This is a genomic window from Mycobacterium sp. NPDC003323, from assembly GCF_053589535.1.
In genome coordinates this window covers 92,657-113,203 of record NZ_JBSFSB010000012.1, presented here as the reverse complement: position 1 = coordinate 113,203, position 20,547 = coordinate 92,657, and the positions used below count along the sequence as shown (strand labels likewise).

Annotated in this window: 16 protein-coding genes; all 16 read right to left on the bottom strand. The window is 66.3% G+C overall.

What is annotated here, in order from left to right; all coding sequences use genetic code 11:
* Positions 1-2: 2 nt before the first annotated feature.
* The 16 genes from eccE to ACWDUN_RS22960 all read right to left on the bottom strand — a co-directional run bounded on the left by eccE (position 3) and on the right by ACWDUN_RS22960 (position 20,518).
* Positions 3-2,099, bottom strand: coding sequence for a type VII secretion protein EccE (eccE, locus tag ACWDUN_RS23035; RefSeq protein ID WP_449932324.1), 2,097 nt, complete (start codon positions 2,097-2,099; stop codon positions 3-5).
* A complete protein-coding gene (gene mycP / locus ACWDUN_RS23030; protein WP_449932323.1) occupies positions 2,096-3,481 on the bottom strand; it encodes a type VII secretion-associated serine protease mycosin in 1,386 nt (461 codons plus the stop codon). Before mycP ends, eccE begins: the two co-directional genes overlap by 4 nt.
* Positions 3,478-4,899 (bottom strand): type VII secretion integral membrane protein EccD, encoded by a 1,422-nt coding sequence (gene eccD / locus ACWDUN_RS23025; protein WP_449932322.1) that lies wholly within the window; start codon positions 4,897-4,899, stop codon positions 3,478-3,480. The genes mycP and eccD overlap by 4 nt, the downstream gene beginning before the upstream one ends.
* Before the next feature lie 71 nt (positions 4,900-4,970).
* Complete coding sequence (locus ACWDUN_RS23020) at positions 4,971-5,972, bottom strand: MinD/ParA family ATP-binding protein (RefSeq protein ID WP_449932321.1); 1,002 nt, start codon at positions 5,970-5,972, stop codon at positions 4,971-4,973.
* Between the two features lie 390 nt (positions 5,973-6,362).
* Positions 6,363-6,650: a hypothetical protein gene (locus ACWDUN_RS23015; protein ID WP_011896190.1), complete on the bottom strand. Its 288-nt coding sequence runs from the start codon at positions 6,648-6,650 to the stop codon at positions 6,363-6,365.
* Between the two features lie 44 nt (positions 6,651-6,694).
* Positions 6,695-7,003: a hypothetical protein gene (locus tag ACWDUN_RS23010; RefSeq protein WP_268787220.1), complete on the bottom strand. Its 309-nt coding sequence runs from the start codon at positions 7,001-7,003 to the stop codon at positions 6,695-6,697.
* A gap of 183 nt (positions 7,004-7,186) precedes the next feature.
* Positions 7,187-8,539, bottom strand: a complete 1,353-nt coding sequence (locus ACWDUN_RS23005) for a PPE family protein (protein ID WP_449932320.1) — start codon at positions 8,537-8,539, stop codon at positions 7,187-7,189.
* A gap of 30 nt (positions 8,540-8,569) precedes the next feature.
* Positions 8,570-8,863, bottom strand: coding sequence for a PE family protein (locus ACWDUN_RS23000; RefSeq protein ID WP_268787218.1), 294 nt, complete (start codon positions 8,861-8,863; stop codon positions 8,570-8,572).
* Positions 8,864-8,958: 95 nt separating this feature from the next.
* Positions 8,959-13,101, bottom strand: a complete 4,143-nt coding sequence (gene eccCa / locus ACWDUN_RS22995) for a type VII secretion protein EccCa (protein ID WP_449932319.1) — start codon at positions 13,099-13,101, stop codon at positions 8,959-8,961.
* Positions 13,098-14,558: a type VII secretion protein EccB gene (eccB, locus tag ACWDUN_RS22990; protein ID WP_449932318.1), complete on the bottom strand. Its 1,461-nt coding sequence runs from the start codon at positions 14,556-14,558 to the stop codon at positions 13,098-13,100. The genes eccCa and eccB overlap by 4 nt, the downstream gene beginning before the upstream one ends.
* A complete protein-coding gene (gene eccA, locus ACWDUN_RS22985; protein ID WP_449932317.1) occupies positions 14,558-16,357 on the bottom strand; it encodes a type VII secretion AAA-ATPase EccA in 1,800 nt (599 codons plus the stop codon). The genes eccB and eccA overlap by 1 nt, the downstream gene beginning before the upstream one ends.
* Complete coding sequence (locus ACWDUN_RS22980) at positions 16,354-16,737, bottom strand: YbaB/EbfC family DNA-binding protein (protein WP_449932316.1); 384 nt, start codon at positions 16,735-16,737, stop codon at positions 16,354-16,356. The genes eccA and ACWDUN_RS22980 overlap by 4 nt, the downstream gene beginning before the upstream one ends.
* On the bottom strand, positions 16,734-18,143 hold the full coding sequence (locus ACWDUN_RS22975) for a hypothetical protein (protein ID WP_449932315.1): 1,410 nt from the start codon (positions 18,141-18,143) through the stop codon (positions 16,734-16,736). The genes ACWDUN_RS22980 and ACWDUN_RS22975 overlap by 4 nt, the downstream gene beginning before the upstream one ends.
* On the bottom strand, positions 18,143-18,472 hold the full coding sequence (locus tag ACWDUN_RS22970; RefSeq protein ID WP_449932314.1) for a hypothetical protein: 330 nt from the start codon (positions 18,470-18,472) through the stop codon (positions 18,143-18,145). The genes ACWDUN_RS22975 and ACWDUN_RS22970 overlap by 1 nt, the downstream gene beginning before the upstream one ends.
* A gap of 15 nt (positions 18,473-18,487) precedes the next feature.
* The gene (locus ACWDUN_RS22965; RefSeq protein WP_449932313.1) at positions 18,488-20,107 is read right to left on the bottom strand and encodes a PPE domain-containing protein; all 1,620 of its coding nucleotides are present in this window, start codon (positions 20,105-20,107) and stop codon (positions 18,488-18,490) included.
* Positions 20,108-20,518 carry a type VII secretion target gene (locus ACWDUN_RS22960; protein WP_449932312.1) on the bottom strand — a complete coding sequence of 137 codons (411 nt, stop codon included), beginning with the start codon at positions 20,516-20,518 and terminating at the stop codon, positions 20,108-20,110. It lies immediately after the preceding gene.
* Positions 20,519-20,547 lie beyond the last annotated feature (29 nt).

Sequence of the window (20,547 nt, the reverse complement as noted above, 5' to 3'; positions counted from 1 at the left end):
CCCTATCGTCGCGGTTCGGGCGGCAGTGGCGGGCCGCCTGGGCCCTGACGGCGCGGTGATGGCGGAGGCGGGGGCGGTGGTGACGGTTTGTCGTCGCTGCGGTGCCGCCCTGGCGAGGATCCTCGCGGTGGGGATTGGACTGGTCGAAGATGCCGCACTGGCGGCGGGGGCTGCGCTCCAGGCCCTTGGCCGTTGCCCCGACGCGCAGGAGGCGGGGGCGGCGGTGTGCGACGCGGCGGCGTGTCACCGCCCGGAACCGCGGCGGGCGGCCGATTCTGTTCGGTCGCACCACCGCGCTCGTAGCGGACACCCAGGTCTGGACCGGCGGACGCGGCCGCATGGTCGGTGGTGGCGGCAGCCGGTGCGCTCGTGTCGGCGGGCGAGCGCGGCTGGCCCGCCGGCCGCGCCCTGACGCCCGTCGGATTGAGATCGGGACGGGCGGCCCGTGTCGGGCGCGCCAGCGCCGGCGAATCGCGGGTGGCTGCCCGCGGCGCTGCCGGCGGGTTGACCCCGAGCAGGCGGCGCTCCTCGTGGGTGGGTTTGGCTCGCACGCGCGCACTCAGGCCGGTCCGGGTCTGCAGGGTGAAGGAATTCTCAGCGTCGGCGTCGACGAGCTCGATATCCGCGTCGCAGGCCTCATCGTTGGTCAGCACCGTGACCTGCGGAAGCGTAGCGGGCCACTCGTCGTCGGTATCAAGCACCAGAAGTGCGTTATCGGGCAGCGATTCCGGGATGGACTCGACCACTGCCCCTGACGCGGCCACCGCAACAATCGATTCCCACTTCGCCGCGCGATCGGTCACCACGACCAGGGGACGTCCGGTCACACTGGCGCGCAGAGCCACCTGGCGCAGCAGCAGTGGAGTCTGGCACAGGACGGTGATCGGTCCCGCCAGCGGCAGGTGCACCGAAGCCTTGTCTCGGGGGTCCCCGATGGATCCGATGACCGGCCCGGTCGGTCCGAATGGGATCACCGGATCCGCCCCGGCCAGCAGGGTCGACGGGATGGGCGCCTCGAAGGGTAAGTACCCGATCCGGAACTGACGCCACATCGCCGGTTGCACACCGTAGAGCGGGCCAAGCCGTGACACCGGCGGAGCCGGCGGACGAGCAGCGGTGCGATAACGCACCAGCGCGGCGATGTTCACGGTGTCACCGCCAGCGCGGCTAAGCCGGATCAGCGTGGATGTGCTCTGCGCCAACGTCCACGTCCACCACTGCGGCGAATCGACGCTGATATGCGCGGGATCGGCGTAGTACACGCTGGCGTACCCATGCCGACTCTCCATGTGTGACCAGTGATCAACAGTCGGTGTGTCATCGTGCAGCGCCGCGTTGACCGCGTCGATCTGCGCCGCGCTTGCCGGGACAGCGTCGATCCCCTTCGCCGCCAGCATGTCGGCTGCACGAAGGCATGTCGTGGCGGCGACCCGACGCGCGGACTCGACGTCCCTGCCACGGCGATCGATCGCTGCCAAGTTCTCGTAAAGGCGCATCCGTAGCACGATCCAGTTCGACCGCGCCGCTGCAGCCGGGGTGGGCCCGGTCATCTGTTGGTAGAGATCAGAAAAGCCACCGACGGCCCGAAACCCGTCGCCGAGGAGGTCTATCGAATCGAGCTCGACATCGAGCACGTTCATCATCTCGGTCAACAGCGCGATGCTGATCGTGTTGATCGTGCGTTCCTCGGTGTCAGTGACCACGCTGGGCGCGATCGGATCAGGCCGTAGCTCGACCATCATGGTCAGCGTCTCGTTCTCCGAGACCACACCGATCGACACCCCACCGGTGGGTACATCCAGGGCCGCGGGCCACTGCGGCGGGGTAGCGGCACGACGGCGCCGCCACCAACTCCACCGGCGCTCGACCCACCGTGTCAGCGTGACGTGGTAGACGGTGCTGAACGCCAACAGCGCCAACACGACCACCGGAAGCGCGACCCATACCGGATGCAATCTCCCCACGGTGGCCGCCACCCAGCCCACCGACACCACCAGCACGGTGATGGTCCGCCACAGCGTCCACCGCATCCCCCACACCGGCGGCTTGGTGAACCCCGATGCTGCACCGGTCTGTAGACGGCCGCTCCCACTGCTCATCGGCTCTGCTTCCTCCGCAGCGCGAACACCACACCCACAACGGCGACACCGATCGCCACCACACCCAGCAGTGTGTAGGTCGCGACTTGGCGTGGCGCCATGTCCGGCGGTGGCGGTGGCGGTTGCGGGACGATCACCTCGTTAACCGGACGCGCCGGCACCGGATCGGCCACATTCCACGTCAAGGCCGCCAACGGGTCCAACACTCCCCATCCCAATGCCGGATCTGGGGTGGTCGGAGCGGCCCGCGCAGTGGCCTTCAGTCGATTCATCACTTGGAAAGCGTTGAGCTCGGGGTATTTCTGGCGGACCAGCGCCGCCACCCCTGATACGTAGGCCGCCGAGTAGGAATCACCGAAGATCGGCACCAGCACACCGTCCTGACCGGGTACTCCGTTGACCAACCGCCCATCGGGATAGTTACCGATGCTGGTGATCAGCTCGCCCGGTGCCGCCAGATCCATCCACGGGCCCTGCAGGGTTGTCGTCGACGGCGCACCGTCACCGTTGACCGACCCAACCGCCAGGACGTAGTCGGCCCACCAGGCCGGCGACGCGATGGTGACCACATTGTCCCAACTATCTGGATCTCCTGCCGGCGGCGCCGGATTCTGCGTGCAGTCCCCGCCGGTATTACCCGCGGCGACGACAACTACGACATTGCGCTCAGTGGCCGCCCACCGCAGTGCGGCACCCAGCTCCCGGTCATCGGCGTGACGAACAGCTTTCATGCACGACACCATCGAGATGTTGATGACCTGAGCCCCCAAGTTGACCGCGTGCACAACCGCCCGCGCCATCGCCCGAAGATCCATCGCAGTTTCGGAGGCATTCGGGTCGTCGCCCGGCGGGGCCGCGCGCTCGGGGCTGAAATGCGTGGAGGATTGCCGGATGCTGATCAATGCGGCATCGGGGGCAACCCCGGCGAAGCCATCGCCGGGATGCGGTGCGGCACCGATGATCCCGGCGACCAAGGTACCGTGCCCGTCGCAGTCGGATAACCCATCACCATCGGTGACGTAATCGCCGCCGGGCCGCAGGTTGGGCAGCCGGAAATTCGGGGTGACACCGGTGTCGATGACGGCCACGGTGATTCCGGCGCCGGTGGCAAACGGGCGCACCGCATCAAGATTGAGAAGCCGCCACCCCGGCGGTGGGTCGGCGAAGTTACTGCCCGGCAGCACGCCGGGGGTTTGGCAGGCCACACGCTGGGCCATGGGAACCTCAGGCCCGGTCGTGTCCGGCGGCACCGCGGCGGCATCGACGCTGGGCGGGGTCAGCGCCGCCGCAGTCGCCGCCGGGCCGGTCACCGCGACCAACATCGCGACCGCAGCGACCGCTACGGGCCGCCACAGCCCATGCCCGAGCGAAGCCGCGCTCATCCCAGGCTCAGATCACGAAGCGTGGCGTAGACGCCCATCACCCAAAAGCACAACGGGAACGCCACACCTAGCGCGGCATTACCCAACCATTGCACCCATCGGCTCACCCGCGGATTCACCGAACGACCCGGCACCACGATCGCGATAACACTCAGCCCCACCGTCACCGCCGCCACCACCACCATGACCACGATCGGCGCCACCCCCGAAGGCCAGGCAAGCACGGCTCTGGCGGCGACCGCAACAATCACCGCCACCGCGCCGCCGAACATCGCATACGCCTGGATCTGGTTGGGCATGGTCCGCCCGCGGATGACCAAGACCAGCACCACGCACACCACGATCCCGATCATCTGGCGCACGTAGTAGGAGTTCGGATCGAAGACCACCGCGGCCGCCACGGACACCAACGCCACGGTCGCCACCATCAACCCCGAAGTCAGTTGCACCGCGCGCTGCGCCCGCAGGCGCAGCGTTTCCAGTTCGTCGGCGTCCACGCCGCTGCCGACCTCAATGTCTTCTTGACCCGGCGCGAGAACCGGCGGCAGCGTGATTCGCGCCAAACCCAGTGCAGTTCGCGGCACTTGGAGCAAACCGATCAGCCCGACCAAGACGGCGCCTGCCGCAATCGCCGAAGGTGCCAGGTCGGTGTACTCGACCACCACGCAGGTCAGTGCCGCCGCGGCGGCCATCGCGATCACCGAACTGTAGGCGGCCAGGTGCCGACGGGTGATCAGCAGCGCGCACAGCGCGGCGATACCGATCCCGACCGCGCTGATCAACAGGTGCGCCACGCCAGGAACGGCGGTGCGCTCCGACACCGGCACAACCTGGCCGACCGCTGCAGCCGCCACGAGCCAGACCACCGCCCATGCCGTGGAGGCGTCCGCCGACCGGTACCGCAGCGCCGCCGAGGTCATCCCGATCAGCGCCGACGCCGCCCCGACCAGACCAACCGCCATCCATATCCAACTGAACCCGTTAGCCCACCACAACGCCCACTGGCCTGCGCACAGCGCCAGCCCTCCAGCAGCCAGACCCGCAAGCCCGGCACGGCGCGCGGCGTCCGCGTCGAATGGTCGGGCCGCCTGCGCGGCAGCTTCTGATACCGCGTCGACGACGTCCTCGATCACGGGCCGATAGCGCTCGGTCGATGCGACAGCGCGCAGTTCCAGCAGCGCCCCGTCGAGTACTCGGGCGTCGTTGAGCGTCTGATCGGGTTTGATGGCCCCGTCCATGCGCGCCAGCGTCCAGTGCCCGTCGCGGGGCGACTCTATGTCGGCGTCCTCGGCGAGCGCGTCAATGACGTCGGTGATGAACTCGCCGATCGGGACTGACGACGGCAAGACGAGGTCCTTTTGCGTCGTGTCGTATCTCACCGCCACCCGCGACAAGGCAGCTCCTGGTGCAGCAGCCATTACCGCCCCTCCTGTTCACGCCGATCCGCTGCGGCGCCGCTGTGTCGAGCCTGCATCGTGTTGAGGCGCAGTCAGTTCACGGTCCGCGGGTACAGGTCCGACAACGCTGCGGCGATCTCCAGGTAGCGGCGGCGGGTCTTCTTATTCAGTAGCTCCAAGGTGATCTCTTTACCTTCGTGCAGGTGCCGGTCAAAGGGCAGCTCATAAATCCGATCGGGCCGGATCTCACGGGAGAACTGCTCGATCGCTTGCGCGACATCGACATTGGGCCGCCCGGACTCCGTCCGGTTGATCGCCAGTACCGCGGTGTCAAGCAGACGCTGGTAGCCGGCGTGACGCAGCCAGGCCAGCGCATCGCGGGTCTCGTGCATCGCGTCGATCGAAGCGCTGGTCACGACCACGACCGCACCGGCCTCGGCGAGCACTGATCGGATCAGTTCGGTCTTGAGTCCGATCCCGCAGTCCACCACCACTACCGCGTAGTGCTCTTGCAGGATGCCCAACGCCTTCTGGAAGTCGGTGGTGTCGATCACGCGGTCACTGCCGGCGTAGTCGGGCCCGGCCAGAACTTCGAGGCGGGTCTTTCCGTTCTGCGAGGTGTGCGCCCGCACGTCGTGGTAGCGGACCACCGAGGTGTCGTCGACGAGATCGTGGATGGACAGCTGATTCTCCACGCCGTGGCGCATGATGAGGTTGCCACCGTCGGGGTCGGCGTCCATCGCGATCACCCGGTCGCCGCGGTGCAGCCCCAGCGTGGATCCCAGCCCCTCGGAGACGACAGTTTTTCCGACGCCGCCTTTAAGGCCGATCACGGCCACGGTGAATGTGGTGCGAATGGGTCGTTGAACGTTTTCAATCAGCCCAATTTCATACGATTCGTCTTTGCCAGGTCCGAGATTGATTCGCGTCACTGCATGCAGGACCCGGCGCCATCCCGCTTTCGGCGGAACCTTGCGGCGCCGCACGTCAAGCCGATCAAGCCCCACCGATCCCTCGACGGTGGCCGGCTGACGCGCTGGAACCGGCAGGGCATCCCCACCTGCGTAGTGCCCCCCACGGCGCGGCTCGACCAAACCCGGAGTAGGACGGTACTGCGGCTGCTGAGGCGGGAAGTCTTGCGGTGCATAGCCTCTATGCGAGGCAGACTGATGTCGTGGCGGCGGTCCGTCCACAGCAGGATGGACCTCGGTCGGCCAGTCCGGAGGGTCCCCCTGGAACTGTTCAGCTGGACGCGGTGGCGGCGCAGGCGCGGGCGGGGGTTCGGCGGCGGGGGGTCGCCGATTGGGTGCCCCGCCGGCTGGCGAGCCCTGTTCGAAAACGCCGCCATATGGGTCTTGTGGATTGCTCATGAATTGACCCTAACATCGCAAATGAATGAACAAAACACCATCGTGACCTGCGCAAAAATATAGCGGTACGGGATTCTTATACCCATACCGCTATATTTCCGAGCTGTGGTGGCGTCAGCCGAACGACGCCATGTTGACCTTCTCGATGTTCTCCTGGCCGTGGGTGGCCTCCTCGACCGCCGCGAGGTACTGATCGACGGCGATCTTGAACTCCTCGCCACGGCTGTTGAGCTTCTGCTGCTCCATGGCCCACATCTCCGAGGCCTCGCCCTGCCAGGCCGCGACGCCCTTACCCAAGGCGGCCTCGGCCTGTTCGTTGCCCGCCTGAATGGTCGAGGCGTTGCCGCGCAGTGTGCCGATCGTCGCGTGAATGGTGGCGAAGTTCCAAACCTGCTGTGTCATCTTGTGTTTCTCCTACAGTCTTGTTGCGAGCTGGTCTTGACCGGTCAGAACGCTGCGCCGGCGCTGCTGCCGATCATGCTGGCGCCGTCGGCGTCGGAATTGATGTAGCTGGTCGTCGCGTGGCCGACCCGCTCGGCGATGCTGTCGAACTCGGCCATCAGCGCGATACCGACCTCGTGCAGCTGTGAGGCCTTGGCCTGGGTGGCCATGCCCGCCTCGCCCTGGAACTGGGCCTGCAGCGCCTGGACTTCGTTGAGGAACGCCTGGATCTGTCCCTTCTGCGCTGCAGCGATGTTGCCGATCTCCTGGCCGACGGCCGCCTGGACCGCGGTGTCGGTGCTCAGAATTGCCACTTGTCACTCCCTTTATCGATGGTTGGTTGTTGCGTCATGCTCGCTTGCTGTCTCACGTAGTCCACCTTCAACATTGAAGGCCGCGCCGGAAACAGCAGCGACGCGGAACATCTAATCCGTCCTTACCAGCCAAAACGATCCCTGCGGCGAACGCAAGAGGACCCCCAGCTTCCTCCCCTCCTCTCACCATGCTCTGACGTCATCTCCGGAGTCGATGGTGTCGAAGCCCAATGAGGCAACCACGTGCCGCTCATCGACCTCGGGTTCGTCGACGGCCACCATGGCCCCTTCGGCGCCGCGCATCGCGCCAGCCATCGGGCCCATCATCCCGGTGCCCGAACCGACTGCGCCGGTTCCGCTACCCGCGACGGTTGCACGTGAAGCCGCCAGCTCAGATTGCGGAGCCGCGGCTATCGGCGGGGTCCAACCGGCCGGGGACCGCAGCGTTGCACCGGAACTGCCCGACCCGAGCAGTCCTGCCCCGCCGTAAGCTCCGCCGGCCGAACCGACCGGGCTGGTGCCATACATCCCCATCTGGTCCACAGAACCGAAGTGCGACATCAGCGCATCGTTGGAAATGCCTTGGCTGGCAAGATCACTACCAGCGCCTTGACCGAACAGCTGGGTGAGCTGCTGCAGCGGCTGGCTCGCCATCTGCATGAACTGTTGGGGCCCCTGGCCGAGCAGCTGGCCGGCCTGCTGAGGCAGCTGCGCGGCCATCTGCGGCGCCTGCATCGCCATCTGCGACATCTGCGTCGCCATCTGCGACGATTCCATCGGCGCTGCGGCGGCTGCCTCGGCGCTGCGCTGGGCGCCCTGCTGGCCTGCCGACGCTGCGGCATTGCCGGCGATTCCACTGAGCTGGCCGACTGCCTGCGCGCGACCTTTGACGTTCTCTCCCAGGCTCGATGCTCCCAGCGACGCCAGCACCGCGTTGCGCGCCATACTCGCCGGCAGCGCGGCCGCGGTCTGCGACAACACCGCCGCCAGACCGGCCTCTGGTGCACCCGGGGCCGCCATGATGGGCGGGGCCGGGGGAAACGGCGGAAACGTCGTGTTGACCCCGGTCGCCGACGCGTAGCTCTCCATGACCCCTGCCGCGCGATTCCACATCTCCACGAAGTACTGGAACTCGTTGACAGCGATCGGAACCGTGTTCACACCAAGAAAGTTGGTGGCCTGCAACACCGCGTGGGTGATGTGATTCTCGGCAATCTCTCCCAGCGACGGGGTGGTTGCCACCGCCATCGAGTAGGCCGACGCCTGCGCGGCGGCCGCCGCCGCGCGCTGCTGGGCCATCGCGATCACCGTCGCCATCCACGCCAGGTAGGGCTGAAACGCCGCCTGCGCCTGTGTGGAGGCCATGCCCTGCCACGCACCCGAGACGACCGCGATCTGTGTTTGCAGCGCGGTCGTAGCCGCGGTGAAGTCGGCTGCCAGCGTCTGCCAGCCGACCTCGGCCTGCAGGTAGGGCTGGGCGCCCGCACCCGCGATCAGCCGCCCGGTGTTGACCTCGGGCGGGAAACCGTGCCACATAGCGTTACGTCCCCCGACAAATCCTGGGGATCAGACGATCAGCGTTGCACCGGCTGCGTCGCCGGCTTCGTAGGCCGCCCCGACCGCGGTCAGGCCCTCGCCGGCCAGTGTCAGCATTGCCGCGCCTTCGGCCGACATGGCACTGAACTCGATGCCTTGGGCGCCGAAAGCCGCCGCCGCCATCACCGACACTTCGTCGACTCCGGACGGAACCAACGCCGACACCACAGGCATTGCCGCGGCGGTAACCGCTGTCTGCTGGGCGCTGAGCCCCAGGACCGACGCGCCTCCCATGAGCAATGCTTCGGGCTGTACCTGCAACATTGATTTTCCCCTTTCCTACCCCTAGCTAATCTACCGTGATATTTGCATGGTGCGTGCACCTTCTCAACAGGCCCGCCGACCAGCAGTTTTACCGATTAAATAGATCCGGGCACTCCCGCGAGGTCCTCTATTTCAGTTACCACTGGCGTTTGTATTACCTCTTGTCCCGCCGCCGTGATGAGCACACCTCGACCCGTCACACGGGGCTGGACCCGCAGCCCCAAGATGGGGCCATTCTCCTTGATGCCGTCCATCACCAGTGTGGCCCCGTTGACGTCATTGTTCATCTTGACCAGAGAGCCAGACTGCGCCAGCACACGGGTGGCCAGCCCGATCGGGCACGACACTACGGCGTGAAGCCCCAGCGAGTGGGCGTTACCCCAGTAGGGCGCCAACGGCGCGAATGCCTGCGGAGCCGCGCTATTGACCATGGCGTAGTCGTCGACGAAAACGAAGACCTCCGGCCCGCTCCACCAGGACCGCTCGCGCCGCTCCTGCATGCCCACCTTCTCCGTCGGTGCGCGGCCAGCGAGCGCGTTGGCGATCCCCTCGACCGCCGGCGTGAGTTCGGTGGCGTTGAGGATCAGGCCGTTGTGGGCTACCGATCGCCTGGTGGTGGCCGGCTGGCCAGGCGCCGGGTTGGTCACCGGCACGGTCTCCCAGCCCTGCCAGCTCAGGATGTAGCGCTCGTCGATGATGTCGAGCAGCTGGGAGGACTTCAGGTCGACGACCATGAATTTCACTTCGTCGGGGCTGTAGCGGGCCATCAGCGACTTCATCATCGCCGCGATCAGATGAGTCTTACCGCTGCCGTTGCCGCCGCCGGTACGTCCAAAGATGTTGAGGTGGCGGTCGGTGAGCATGTCGAGCATGACCGTCGAGAGGTCCTTCTCGTACATACCGATCGGCACCGACCATTTCGATCCGGTCCACTCGGTTGGAACCACCAATGAGGATGCTTCGACACGCTCGGGCAGCCGGCGCACCCGCCGCGCAGACTGACCCTGCCAGCGGTCGGCAATCTCGGCGACAGCCGCGGCCAGCCCAGCGTCGTCGACGGCTTCGATGTCATCCAGGCGGGGCGCGCCGATCATGATGTGCAGCGCCTCGGCCAGGTCCAGGCCGCGGCCGGGGACATCGTCGGGCACCGCCTCGGCGAGCCGTTTGTTGTTGACCCCAGACAGCTCCGGGGAGTTCATCTTGAAATCGACTCGGGTGCTGAAACTCTGGTTCATCGCCCGGCCAAGTTCGGAGTGCACCTGAACCGCTACCACGACGTGAATGCCGACGGCCAGACCATTGTTGGTCAGGTTCGCGACCGCATCGAGGTGGTTGTCGTTTTCTTTCTTGAAGTTGTCCCACCCGTCGATGAGCAGCAGCACATCGCCATAGCCGTCATCGGCGGCTTGACCGGCTGCCACCTTGTCGCGGTAGGCGGCCATCGACCCGATCCGCAGTTCCCGGAAAAGGGTGCGGCGCTGGGCCATCACCTCAGTGACTTCGGCGATCACCCGGGCAATGCCGTCACCGTCGCCGCGGATTGCCACACCTCCGACGTGCGGAAGCCCTTCCAACGCCGCCAGTTTGAGGTCCGCCCCACAGTCCAGTCCGTAGATCTGCACGGTGCGAGGATTGTTCAGCGCTGCCGCCGACACTGCCAAGGTCTGCAACGCAACGGATTTGCCCGAGCGTGGCCGCCCCAGCAACAGCAGGTTGCTGTCGGTCAGATCAACACGGAACACATCCTGGGCGTGGGTGTACGGGCGGTCGATCAACCCGATGGGCAGATCGAGCACCGCCTTGGCTCCCGCGCCCAGACCACTGTCGGCGATCAACTGTCCCAGAGGCCGGGGCCGTAGCAGCGGGGGCAGCCACAGCTTCTCGCAGGGCTCCCCGTGGCCGGCCAGCTGATCGAGCATCACCGAGGCGATCTCGGGCGCACTGGCAATCTCCTCGGCGGTGTGTACCGGTACCGCCGGTGCACCGTCGCCGTCGACGGGCTCCTCCCTGGGCAGCGGAACGGCCTCGACGCTAAACGGTGCGACCCCGGAGAACCCGACAGATCCGCGTTTGTCCGTCCGTTCAGGCGCGGCCACCGGTGGGAAGTAGGGTGCCTGCGGGTTGGCGGCGGTGAAGTACTGCGGCTCGGCGCCGCCAACTTTGAGGTACCCCTCACCGATCTTGTCGAGGTAGTAGGCCTCTTTGGTCTCGATCACCGCCTGGGAGTCCTGGGCGCTGGCGGTCTTCATCGCAATCTTCCAGCCGCAGTTCGACAGCAGCTGGCCGACCGACACCCCGGTCAAAGACTGGGTGGCCAGCAGCAGGTTCATCCGGTCCGACCGGCCCTGCCGGCCCAGGTGCTCGAAGACATCGCGGAACTCGGGGTGGTCTTTGAGTAGCGCGGTGAACTCGTCGACGACGATCAACAGGGTCGGAAACGGTGGCAGCGCCGCCCCTCGTTCGCGGGCCTTCAGATAGGTCATCGCGTCACGGAACTTTTTGCCCACGGTCCGCTTGCCCAACTCGCTGCGCGCGGCCTGCCGCTTCTCCACCGCGCCGCGCATGACTTCTTCGAACCGGCTGATCATGTCCTTGCCCGAGGACAGGTTGCTGATGATCTCCACGGTGTGGTTGAGCTTTTCGAACCCGTCGAAGGTGGCCTCACCCTTGTAGTCGACCAAGATCAGGTTTAGCTGCTCGGGGGTGTGCCGGGCCACCAAACCCAGCAGCAGATTGATCAGCAGGGTTGACTTGCCCGATCCGGTGGTTCCCAGGATCACCCCGTGTGACCCCATTCCCTGCTCGGCTTCCTCCTTGATGTTCAAAGACATCACGGCCCCCGACTTGGTCCAGCCGATCGGGACGCGCATCCGATCGGGGTCACCCTCGCGGAACGTCCGCCACGTGCTCGTGCCGGTGGAACCAATATCGTCGATGCCCATCAGCGAGGCCCAGGTCTTGGGTGTCTCTGCCAGCGACGATTCCACGCCGGCCAAGATCTGGGCATCGGTGGCCGCACGCCAACGGGTCATCCGTCGCGCCACCTGACGGGCCTGCTCGACTCCGACCGAATCGGCCCGGCTCAGCCAGAACTTCAGCGGGTCATCGGGTGTCATGCGCCGCTTGCGGGCCGCGCCATCGGAGGCGATCTGCACCCGCGCACCCAGGGTTTCCAGCCCAGATTCATCGACCTCGCCGCGACGTATGACCGTCACGGCTTCCAGGCCCTCGCCGCAGCCGGGCACCGCACCCACACCGTCAGCGACAACGATCAACCACGGCTTGGCGCCGGTGTACTTGTCATCGGCAGAGAAGTCTCCGCGGTCGGCGATGAGCTCGGCGAGCGCCACGCCAGCCTCGCCCGGCGAATACACCATGCGTTCGGTGCCCAGCGCGTCCTGGCGCAGCGGATGCTGGTTGTGCGGCAACCACTTGATCCAGTCCCAGGCGCCGGGATTGTTGGTCACCACCGCGATCATCACCATGTTCGGCGGATGGAACACCGCCACCTGCAGCAGCAGGGCGCGCACCACGCTGGCGAGATCGCCCTCTCCGAAGAATTGCACCGCCCGATGGGTCTTGAGGTCAATCAGCGTCGGCATGCCTTCGACGGCGCGATGGGCGCGGAAGAATCGTTCCCCCGCCGTGCGCGCGACCGGCTCGAGATCTTTCTTCTCCGCCGTCTCTTTCATCGTCATGCCGCCGCCCAGCTTCTGCGGCGCCACCCCGACCCGCGGGGCCAAAAAGTAGGTTGGGTCACGATCAGGGGCGCTGCGTTCCCATTGCCGGGGACTGCTGACCAGCGCGGCCAGCGTGTCAGGCGACGGCGCGTAGTGCGCGAGGTAGCGGTACTGCGCGGCCGCCCGCGAGTGAACCTTGCGCCGCAGCCCGGTCAACATCTCCAGGTACTTGCGCCGGTTGAGGTCGATCTCGGGGGTCTTGGGGCCGCCACTGTTGCCGTGCCCGGCCATCATGCCCCCAGCGGCCATCAAGAACATGAGGGGGAACATCAGCATCATCGGACTCATCCGCCGAATGCCCATGGATAAGAAGATGCCGATCATGCCGATGATCGCCACACCCATCAACAACGGGAGCAACTTCTGGAACTTGTTGGGCGGCACCACCTCTGGAATCTCATTGGGTGGCGGCACTTCTGTGGCAACCGTGATCTCCTCGGCCGGCGGGGCCTCGACCCGTTTGCTTGACCGGTTCGGGATCCAGGGACGCACACTCATCGCAGCCCACCTTCCGTATCGCCGTTGCCCGCCGCGATCGTGTCCTGGCTGATCAACGCCGCCTGCTTGGACAGCCCTGGGCCGTCAGCCAAGATCGCCAGCACCGCCCACGGAGCCGGAATCGGTGAACTGAGACCCAGCGCCTTCTCCGTCGAGGTGCCTTCCCGCGAGGACATCAGCCCGTAGCGCACCCCCGCATCGGAGACCCACCACAGCGTTTCGCGCGCCGGGGACCGCGGATCAGACCCCGTGGTCTGCACGAAGAAACCCGACCCCGGCGGCGCGTACATCGACACGGTGGGCCGCGAGACCAACTCGTGCTGCCACAGCATCTGCTGTTCGGCGTCCAGCGGCAACCCCGACCGGAAGGTCAGCACCGTCCGGGACTGCTGCTCCCCAGCGGCCTTGACCCACTGCCAACACGTCACCGGTTCCTCCATGCTCGGCGAGGAGTGCAGCGGCGACTCCGGAAACATACTCGTGTCCAATCCGGGATTGGCTGCAGGCAGCCGCGCAACCACGTCCTGAGACACCGTGGGCGCCACGTCAGCGCCGTAGGCGTTGGTATTTCGAATGACCGCAGCCATCACCTCAGAGATTTTCTGAACACCGTCGGCGAGCACGACATACCAGTCCGTGTCCTCTCCTGAGGGAACCCGAATCACAGACCCGACAACGATTCCCGGGCTTACCGCATACCCCGGGACACTGCCGCCCTGCGGGATGACCGGGGAACTGATAGGCCGCCCCGCCGGGATCGCGTTGAACAATTCCTCGCTGATCACGTCGATGCTGGGGAACCTCTGCAATCCCAGACCCAAAACCAGGGCCGTATCGTCGATGTCAATGCGGCGACGCTGATCACCGGTGAGCAGCCAGGTCGCCTCGTCGGGGCCCTGCACGATCCGCGCCGCCGACGGGTCAGCACTCAACAACTGCTGCTGATCACTGGCGATGACCGCCGTCGTCACCGCCGGCCGTGCCGTCCCGGGCCGATCGATCACATCACAAGCTGTCCATACTGAATCCATCTGCGCCGGCTGGAACACTCGCGACGGCGCCCCGGCGATACCCACCAGCGATCCACGCGCCATGTTCTGCACCTCGGACGTCTTCACCAATGCCGGCGTATCCGGCTTCCCGACGATGAGCTGCGCCGAGACCAGGTTCAGCACCGGGTGCAACTTTGAATCGATCGTGACGAACAGCTCCGACGTTTCGCGAGCCTGCACAATCGGCGAATTGTCCCGCAACCCTTGCGGTTTGAAGTAGGCGAGCGCGACAGCTCCAACAGCGACCAGCGCGGCGACCAGGAACCCAGCCATCGCCGCCATCGTCGCCGACCGATTGGGATCGTGGCGCATCGAGGTGTCGTGCCGGGTCAGCGCGTGCGTCAGCCGGTTCACCAGGAACTTGTAGCCGGTGACTTGCAGCTTCGTAGACGGAATGAACGGCATCAGGACCCCACGATCTCGACCAGCTGCGTCAGATCCGAACCGGCCTCGCTGGATTCGGCGGCCAACACCTTCCGCAGTCCCAAGGCCATATCGGCACCAACGATCGTGGTCAATGTCGTGGCATCGAGAACCTCCGGCGGATCCTCCTCAAGTCGAAGATCGCGGAAATCAGCAGCACCCTCGATCACCTTGCGCACGAACCGGCCGTTGCCCACCACGTCGATCGCGCTGCGATCGCCGATCCGCAGTTCGGCCAACCGACCACAGGTGGCGCGCAGGACCTCGACTGCCGACTCAGCCAGCACATCGTCGCGACCGACGGCCACAGCCTCAGCAATCGCAACCAGCTCACCGGCACTGTAGGTCTCGAACTTGAACCGGTGCGCAAACCGGCCCCGAAGACCCTCGTTTGCCGCAAGCAACCGATCGATATCGTTCTCGTAGCCGGCGATCACCACCACCAACCGGTCCCGATCGTTTTCCATCCGCGCCAACAGCGTGTCCAGGGCTTCCTTACCGAACGGATCAGACCGACCGTCACGCTCCTGGACCAACGTGTAGGCCTCGTCGATAAACAACACACCATCGAGGGCACTGTTGATCGTCGCGCCGGTCTTGGCTGCCGAATGCCCTTCGTACTCGCCGACGAAATCGCGGCGCCCGGTCTCGATCAACTTGGGCTCGGCAATCACACCCAAGCCGGCCAAGATGTTGGCCATCACCCGCGCAATCGTGGTCTTGCCCGTACCCGGCGGGCCCACGAACACCATGTGGTTGGCCGAACCGGGAGTCTTCAGACCTAACTCCCGCCGCTTGGCCGCCATCCGGATCCGCGCCCGGAACGTCTTGATCTGATCCTTGAGCGCACCCATGCCGATCTGGGCGTCCAGTTCCGCGGTCGCCTCAGCCAACAGCTTGGCGCGCGCCTCGGCGGCTCGCTCGCCGGCCAGCTCGGCGGCATCGGGCCCCGACTCAGGGTCCCACGGGTCAGTCCTGGCTGCCACCGCCTCACGCGTCGTCACTTTCAACCGGATACCGGGATCGGCGATCGCGGCCGCTACCTCCCCCGACGGCGCCACCGCGTTGATCTGCTTGAGCAACGCGACCGCAGCATCTTCCTCGCCACGTTCCCGCGCGATGAGCCCCAGGAACCATTTCGCCGCCGGCTTGGCTCCGGGCAAATTCTCCTGGGCCTCGACACTATGCAGGTACCGCTGCGCCTCATCGAACTCACCCAGGAACGCATGCGCTCCGCCAAGAGCAACATCGACGGCCACCCGCAACAACTGATCAGCCTCGAAGGAGCCCAGTTCCTCCCCCAGGCTGGAAATCACCTCCGGCCACCGCTGAGCCTTGTAGTGAATCGCACCAACGAGCCACCGCCCCGCGATCGTCGAGGGCGCCTCAGCCAAGGTCTCCAACGCCTCCGCGTAATCCGGCGGGGTCCGCATCGCCTGCATCCGCGCCAACGCGGCAGTCAGGATCCCGCGGTCAACGATCGGCTGGTCGAGGGCGACGATCCCCATCCCGATATCGAACCGCGGCACGAAATGGGCCGGCGGAACCCGCAACCGGGACAACTGCTGGTGCATGTTCGCCCGCGACCGCCACGCCCGATAAATCACACCAGGCTCGTTGTCACCACACAGCATTCGACCCAGCCAGGCATCGCACATCTGCGGGTCCTCTTCGCTGGCAGCGGTGAAATACCGCAACGCCTGCGCACTGTCAGCACGGCCTCCGTCGATGATCCCCAGCGCCGCTACCCCAGCATCGAATCGATCCTCGGCCGCGCTCACGCCGGGTACCTCCGCGCGAACTCAGCGCTCTCCATGTCCTGGTATTCCTCCGGAGTCGGTAGTTTCTGCGTCCGCCGACAGAACCTGTCGATCGGATCCGGATTCCGGCCCTGCGCTTCGGCGCTGAGCAACGTGAACAACCGCAACTCCATGCGTTGCTTGGCCCGCGCCAACCCCGCGATCGCCACGATCTCCTCGGCCAGCGTTTCGTCGTTGGTCAACGCCTCAGGCTCCAGCATCAGCGCGCTGATCTGCCCGCGCCCATTGCAGGTAACCCCGATCGAACCGGGCGGGTTGAACACCGTGAACTCCCTCGCGTAGAACTCCTCGGTCGACTCCGGCACCGACACCTCGCCCACCTGCTGCCCGAGATCACTCACGATGCGATTCCCCTGTCCGGCACGCCGCCTACTCCCTGTGTCAGCAACTCCACCATCCGTCCGAGCTCACTATGACCAGGATCGAAGACCAATCCCAGGCGCGCGTACCGCAGCGCGGCCGCGGGGTCCTCACAATGGCGAGCCGCGAGCTCCCGGCACACCCGGCACACCACAGACGTCATCTCCGCCACGTGAGCCGCGGCCCACCGCGGCGGCTCCGCACCGAACAGCGGCGCAGACACCATCGCCGCAGCCGAAGCCAACGCATCGGTCGAGGCGGTCGCGGGATCTTCTCCCACCAGCTCGACGAACTGCCCCCACTCGGAGTTGATCTCCAGCACATAACCCGCATCCGTGTAGCGCGGGTCCAGCCCCCGGTTGCGGATCTTGCTCAACGCAACATGAAAACTCTTCGGCCGCACAGGATCTCCGAACAACATCTCGCACAGATCCGCCGTCACGATCGGCTGACACAATGCGATCGCGCCGATGATCTGCTGCTGCATCGGCTGAAACGGCGCGCCGGTCCCGTCGACTACCTCGAAACCACCGAACACTGTCATCCAGGGCCCCTGCGGCCGATCGGGGACGACGGCATCCCCTGTCGCAGGGCCCAAATCAGCAACCACGCGCCCCGCCGCGACGTCATCCTCGGCGGCAACAGTGCTCGGCGTCTCCGCAGACTCCGCGTCCGGGGTGGATGGCGCGGTTACCGGATCGGTGACCAGTCCGGCCGATGCCACAGCCACCACCTCGCCGGCGGTCTGTCCGCTGACACCGCTTTGCGCATCCGAGTCAATTGACTCCTCTTCGATTGCACCGGCCTCGATGCCAGGTGTTCCATCGGGGCACGCGGCGACCGGCCGGCGCAGGGGCCGCACGGGCCACGCCGTCCCCGCGGCCAACACATCCACCCACCCCGGGTCATCGGCGATCAGCGGGTCAGCGATCACCACCGTGGCATCCGGGCTAGCGCTGACCCGCGCACCTGCTATCGCTGCTTCATCGGCGACAGCCCCTTGCGCGGCCGCCTGCATCGCCCAGTGAGCGATCATCCCCTCACCGCCGGTACAGGTCACACCGATCTCATCAATGGCCAATGCGTTCACCGCGAGCAGCTCGGATTCGCCAACCCCCAGTACAACGAGAACGGGGTCGGCTGAGGCGTCTCGCAGCCCTGGCTCGGCGCCGCGAGGGGCGCGCACCCAGCCCGCGTCGACGAACTCCCACGGAGCTGCCAGACGTCCTGGCTCAGTGGAGAACTTCACCCACACCCACTGCGGGTCAACGCGCACCACCACTGCCCTGGCCGAGGTCAGTGAGTGCACACCGCCCAGCAGCCTGCGCACGCCGCCATCGAGGCACTCTGCGACCAGCTCAGCTGGGGTTGCCTGTACCGCGGTCATCAACTCAGTCCCAGATCGAGTTGGTCGAACTCGGGCACCGCCTCACGCACCGCCTCCAGGCGCCGCTCGTCAATCGCCGCGTAGCACTCCTGTAGCCCTGACATCACCAGGTCCTCGATCTGCCGCGCGGAATAGCGACCCACGATGCCCTCCAGGTACAGGTCGGTCAGCGCCCCGTACCCATCGATCTCAGGCATCACATTGGGCTCTTCGGGTGCGGCTCGGCGCACCCGAAGGTCGTCATACATCGCCGACTGAACCTTGCCCAGCACCGAGCCCAGCTCCCTGGACTTGGCCAGGAAACTCTCCACCGCGGGGTGAAACGACACTGGCTGAACTCCTTCTTACGTCTCGGTCGGCCGCACGCGACGTCGTTGACCGGCCACCGGTTCGGAGACCTCCGGCTCGTCAGCAACCAGCGGCTCGTCGGGAAACCAGTCTTTATTGCGGGCAGCTTCTTTGTCGCCTTCCCCACCGCGGTTGTGCGGCATCATGCCCATCGGCATCATCCCGCTACCGCCGAATCCTCCCGGCCGAGCACCAGCACCGGTCGATGGTGCGGTGGTCGAAGACGCGGCCGGCGGCGGGGCAGCGGCTGGCGCTTGCTCGGGCAGACTGGCCGGCATCGTGCGACCACCTCCACCAGCACCACCACCGCCGCCGCCCAAACCTGATCCGCTGCCGCCAGAACCTAAAGCGCTCAATGGGTTACGCCCAGCGCTGCCGAGGCCAGACCCGCCCGCCGGCGATCCGCCACCCCCGAGGACATTGCCGAGCTGGCTCGCGGCCTGACTGGCCTGCTGGCCCATCTGCTGCACCGATTCACCGGCCTTACCCATCATCTGGCCACCGGCATTGGCCACCATCGACGGGATCTGCATCAGCGTCGACATCACCGACTGCATCCCCTGGCCAGTCGATTCGCCGAGCCCCTGGGCAGCATCACCAGACTGCAGCTCGTCAGCTGCGGCAGGATCATCGATACTGCCGATCTCGCCCGCCGGCTTGTCCGGCAAACGGGGATCTCCATCGCCGCTGATGCGCGGTGAGTCGCCGGGCTTGTTCACCTGGTCGTTGACCCCACCGGCACCTTCGCCGTAGCGGTTGATCGTCGACGCCGAAACCTCTCTGGCCTCTTCGATCGCACGTTCATGCTCGGCAGCCTCCGCCGCGCCGCGCGGATCACCAGCCGCCGCTCTCGTCGACGCCGCCAGCAGCAGCTGGTACCGCTGGCGAACATCCTCGGCCCGAGGATGCTCAGCGACCGCGGACCGCCAGTAGGATCCCACCTGACGAGCCGCCATTGCCTGCGCACCCGCCGCCGTCGCACCGTCATTCATCCACTGACCGAAGCTCTGCAGCCGTGCCGACAGCAGCGAGGCCGCTTCACTGTCCCACGAGCTGGGTAGCCCTGCCGCCAGCGACTGCAAAGCGGCAGCCGTCGAACTCAATTCCGCAGCCGCAGAATCCCACGCCGCCGCGTGAGCTTCCATCCCAGCCTCACCGGCACCGCCTCGCAACGCGTCGTCGACAGTGGCGGGCTCTGCGGGGATCTGCGCAACCGCAGAAGACATATCAGGCATGTCAGGGATTGAAACCGCGGGCGGCGCAGGGATATTCAGCGCCGATAGCGCCGCCTGCACAGCACCACCTACCGAGCCAGCCCCTACCGACCCTCCCGAAATGCCCTGTGCGCCCGCCGCGTCACCATCGACATAGCGCTGCAGCGCCGCAGCGACTGCCTGCGAGCCCTCAGTGATCCGAGCGATCCCCCCGGCAAGATCAGCGCTGAGCCGGCCCGCACTGGCTGCCACTTGCCCAGCCGCGGCCACCGATACGGGATCCGCCCCGGGCGCGGCGGGCGGGGTGATCGCAGCAGGCGCCGCCAACGCGGCCGCTGCCGAGCTCAACGCCGCACTGATACGCGGCCCAACCTCAGCAGGATCAACCCGGATTCCAGCCACCTACAGGCCACCGCCTGCAGCAGAGATCGACTGCGCACCATCAGCATCGCCGCATTCGTAGCGTCCCGCCGCGGCCGTCAGATTCTGGGCCATACCAGCACGGCGAACGCCAGTCTGCTCGGCATAGCCCGACACCCTGCCGAAGAACTCACGCAGGGACGCCCCCACGGGAGCCGCGATGGCGCCATGGCATCGGATGATCTCGTCTTCGACACCGTCGATCCACGCAGCGACCCGGCGCCGGTACTCGTCGTAGCTCGCGGCACATTCGTCGTTGTCACCAGCGGCGGTCCGCAACGACGCTGGGTCCACGGAAACAGGTGCTGAACTCATGCGGTAATGATCTTGCAGCGAAAAGGTGTTTTCAACAGGCGCACCCCCGACTGTCGCGTCCGCGGTTAGTACTGCCATGTCTACACCCCCCCTCCAATGCCAATCTA

What these genes read in the sequence shown, in the direction of transcription:
- eccE (WP_449932324.1), bottom strand. Translation starts at nt 2,099, where the DNA reads ATGAGCAGTGGGAGCGGCCGTCTACAGACCGGTGCAGCATCGGGGTTC.
- mycP (WP_449932323.1), bottom strand. Translation starts at nt 3,481, where the DNA reads ATGAGCGCGGCTTCGCTCGGGCATGGGCTGTGGCGGCCCGTAGCGGTC.
- eccD (WP_449932322.1), bottom strand. Translation starts at nt 4,899, where the DNA reads ATGGCTGCTGCACCAGGAGCTGCCTTGTCGCGGGTGGCGGTGAGATAC.
- ACWDUN_RS23015 (WP_011896190.1), bottom strand. Translation starts at nt 6,650, where the DNA reads ATGACACAGCAGGTTTGGAACTTCGCCACCATTCACGCGACGATCGGC.
- ACWDUN_RS23005 (WP_449932320.1), bottom strand. Translation starts at nt 8,539, where the DNA reads ATGTGGCACGGTTTCCCGCCCGAGGTCAACACCGGGCGGCTGATCGCG.
- ACWDUN_RS23000 (WP_268787218.1), bottom strand. Translation starts at nt 8,863, where the DNA reads ATGTTGCAGGTACAGCCCGAAGCATTGCTCATGGGAGGCGCGTCGGTC.
- eccCa (WP_449932319.1), bottom strand. Translation starts at nt 13,101, where the DNA reads ATGAGTGTGCGTCCCTGGATCCCGAACCGGTCAAGCAAACGGGTCGAG.
- eccB (WP_449932318.1), bottom strand. Translation starts at nt 14,558, where the DNA reads ATGCCGTTCATTCCGTCTACGAAGCTGCAAGTCACCGGCTACAAGTTC.
- ACWDUN_RS22975 (WP_449932315.1), bottom strand. Translation starts at nt 18,143, where the DNA reads ATGACCGCGGTACAGGCAACCCCAGCTGAGCTGGTCGCAGAGTGCCTC.
- ACWDUN_RS22960 (WP_449932312.1), bottom strand. Translation starts at nt 20,518, where the DNA reads ATGGCAGTACTAACCGCGGACGCGACAGTCGGGGGTGCGCCTGTTGAA.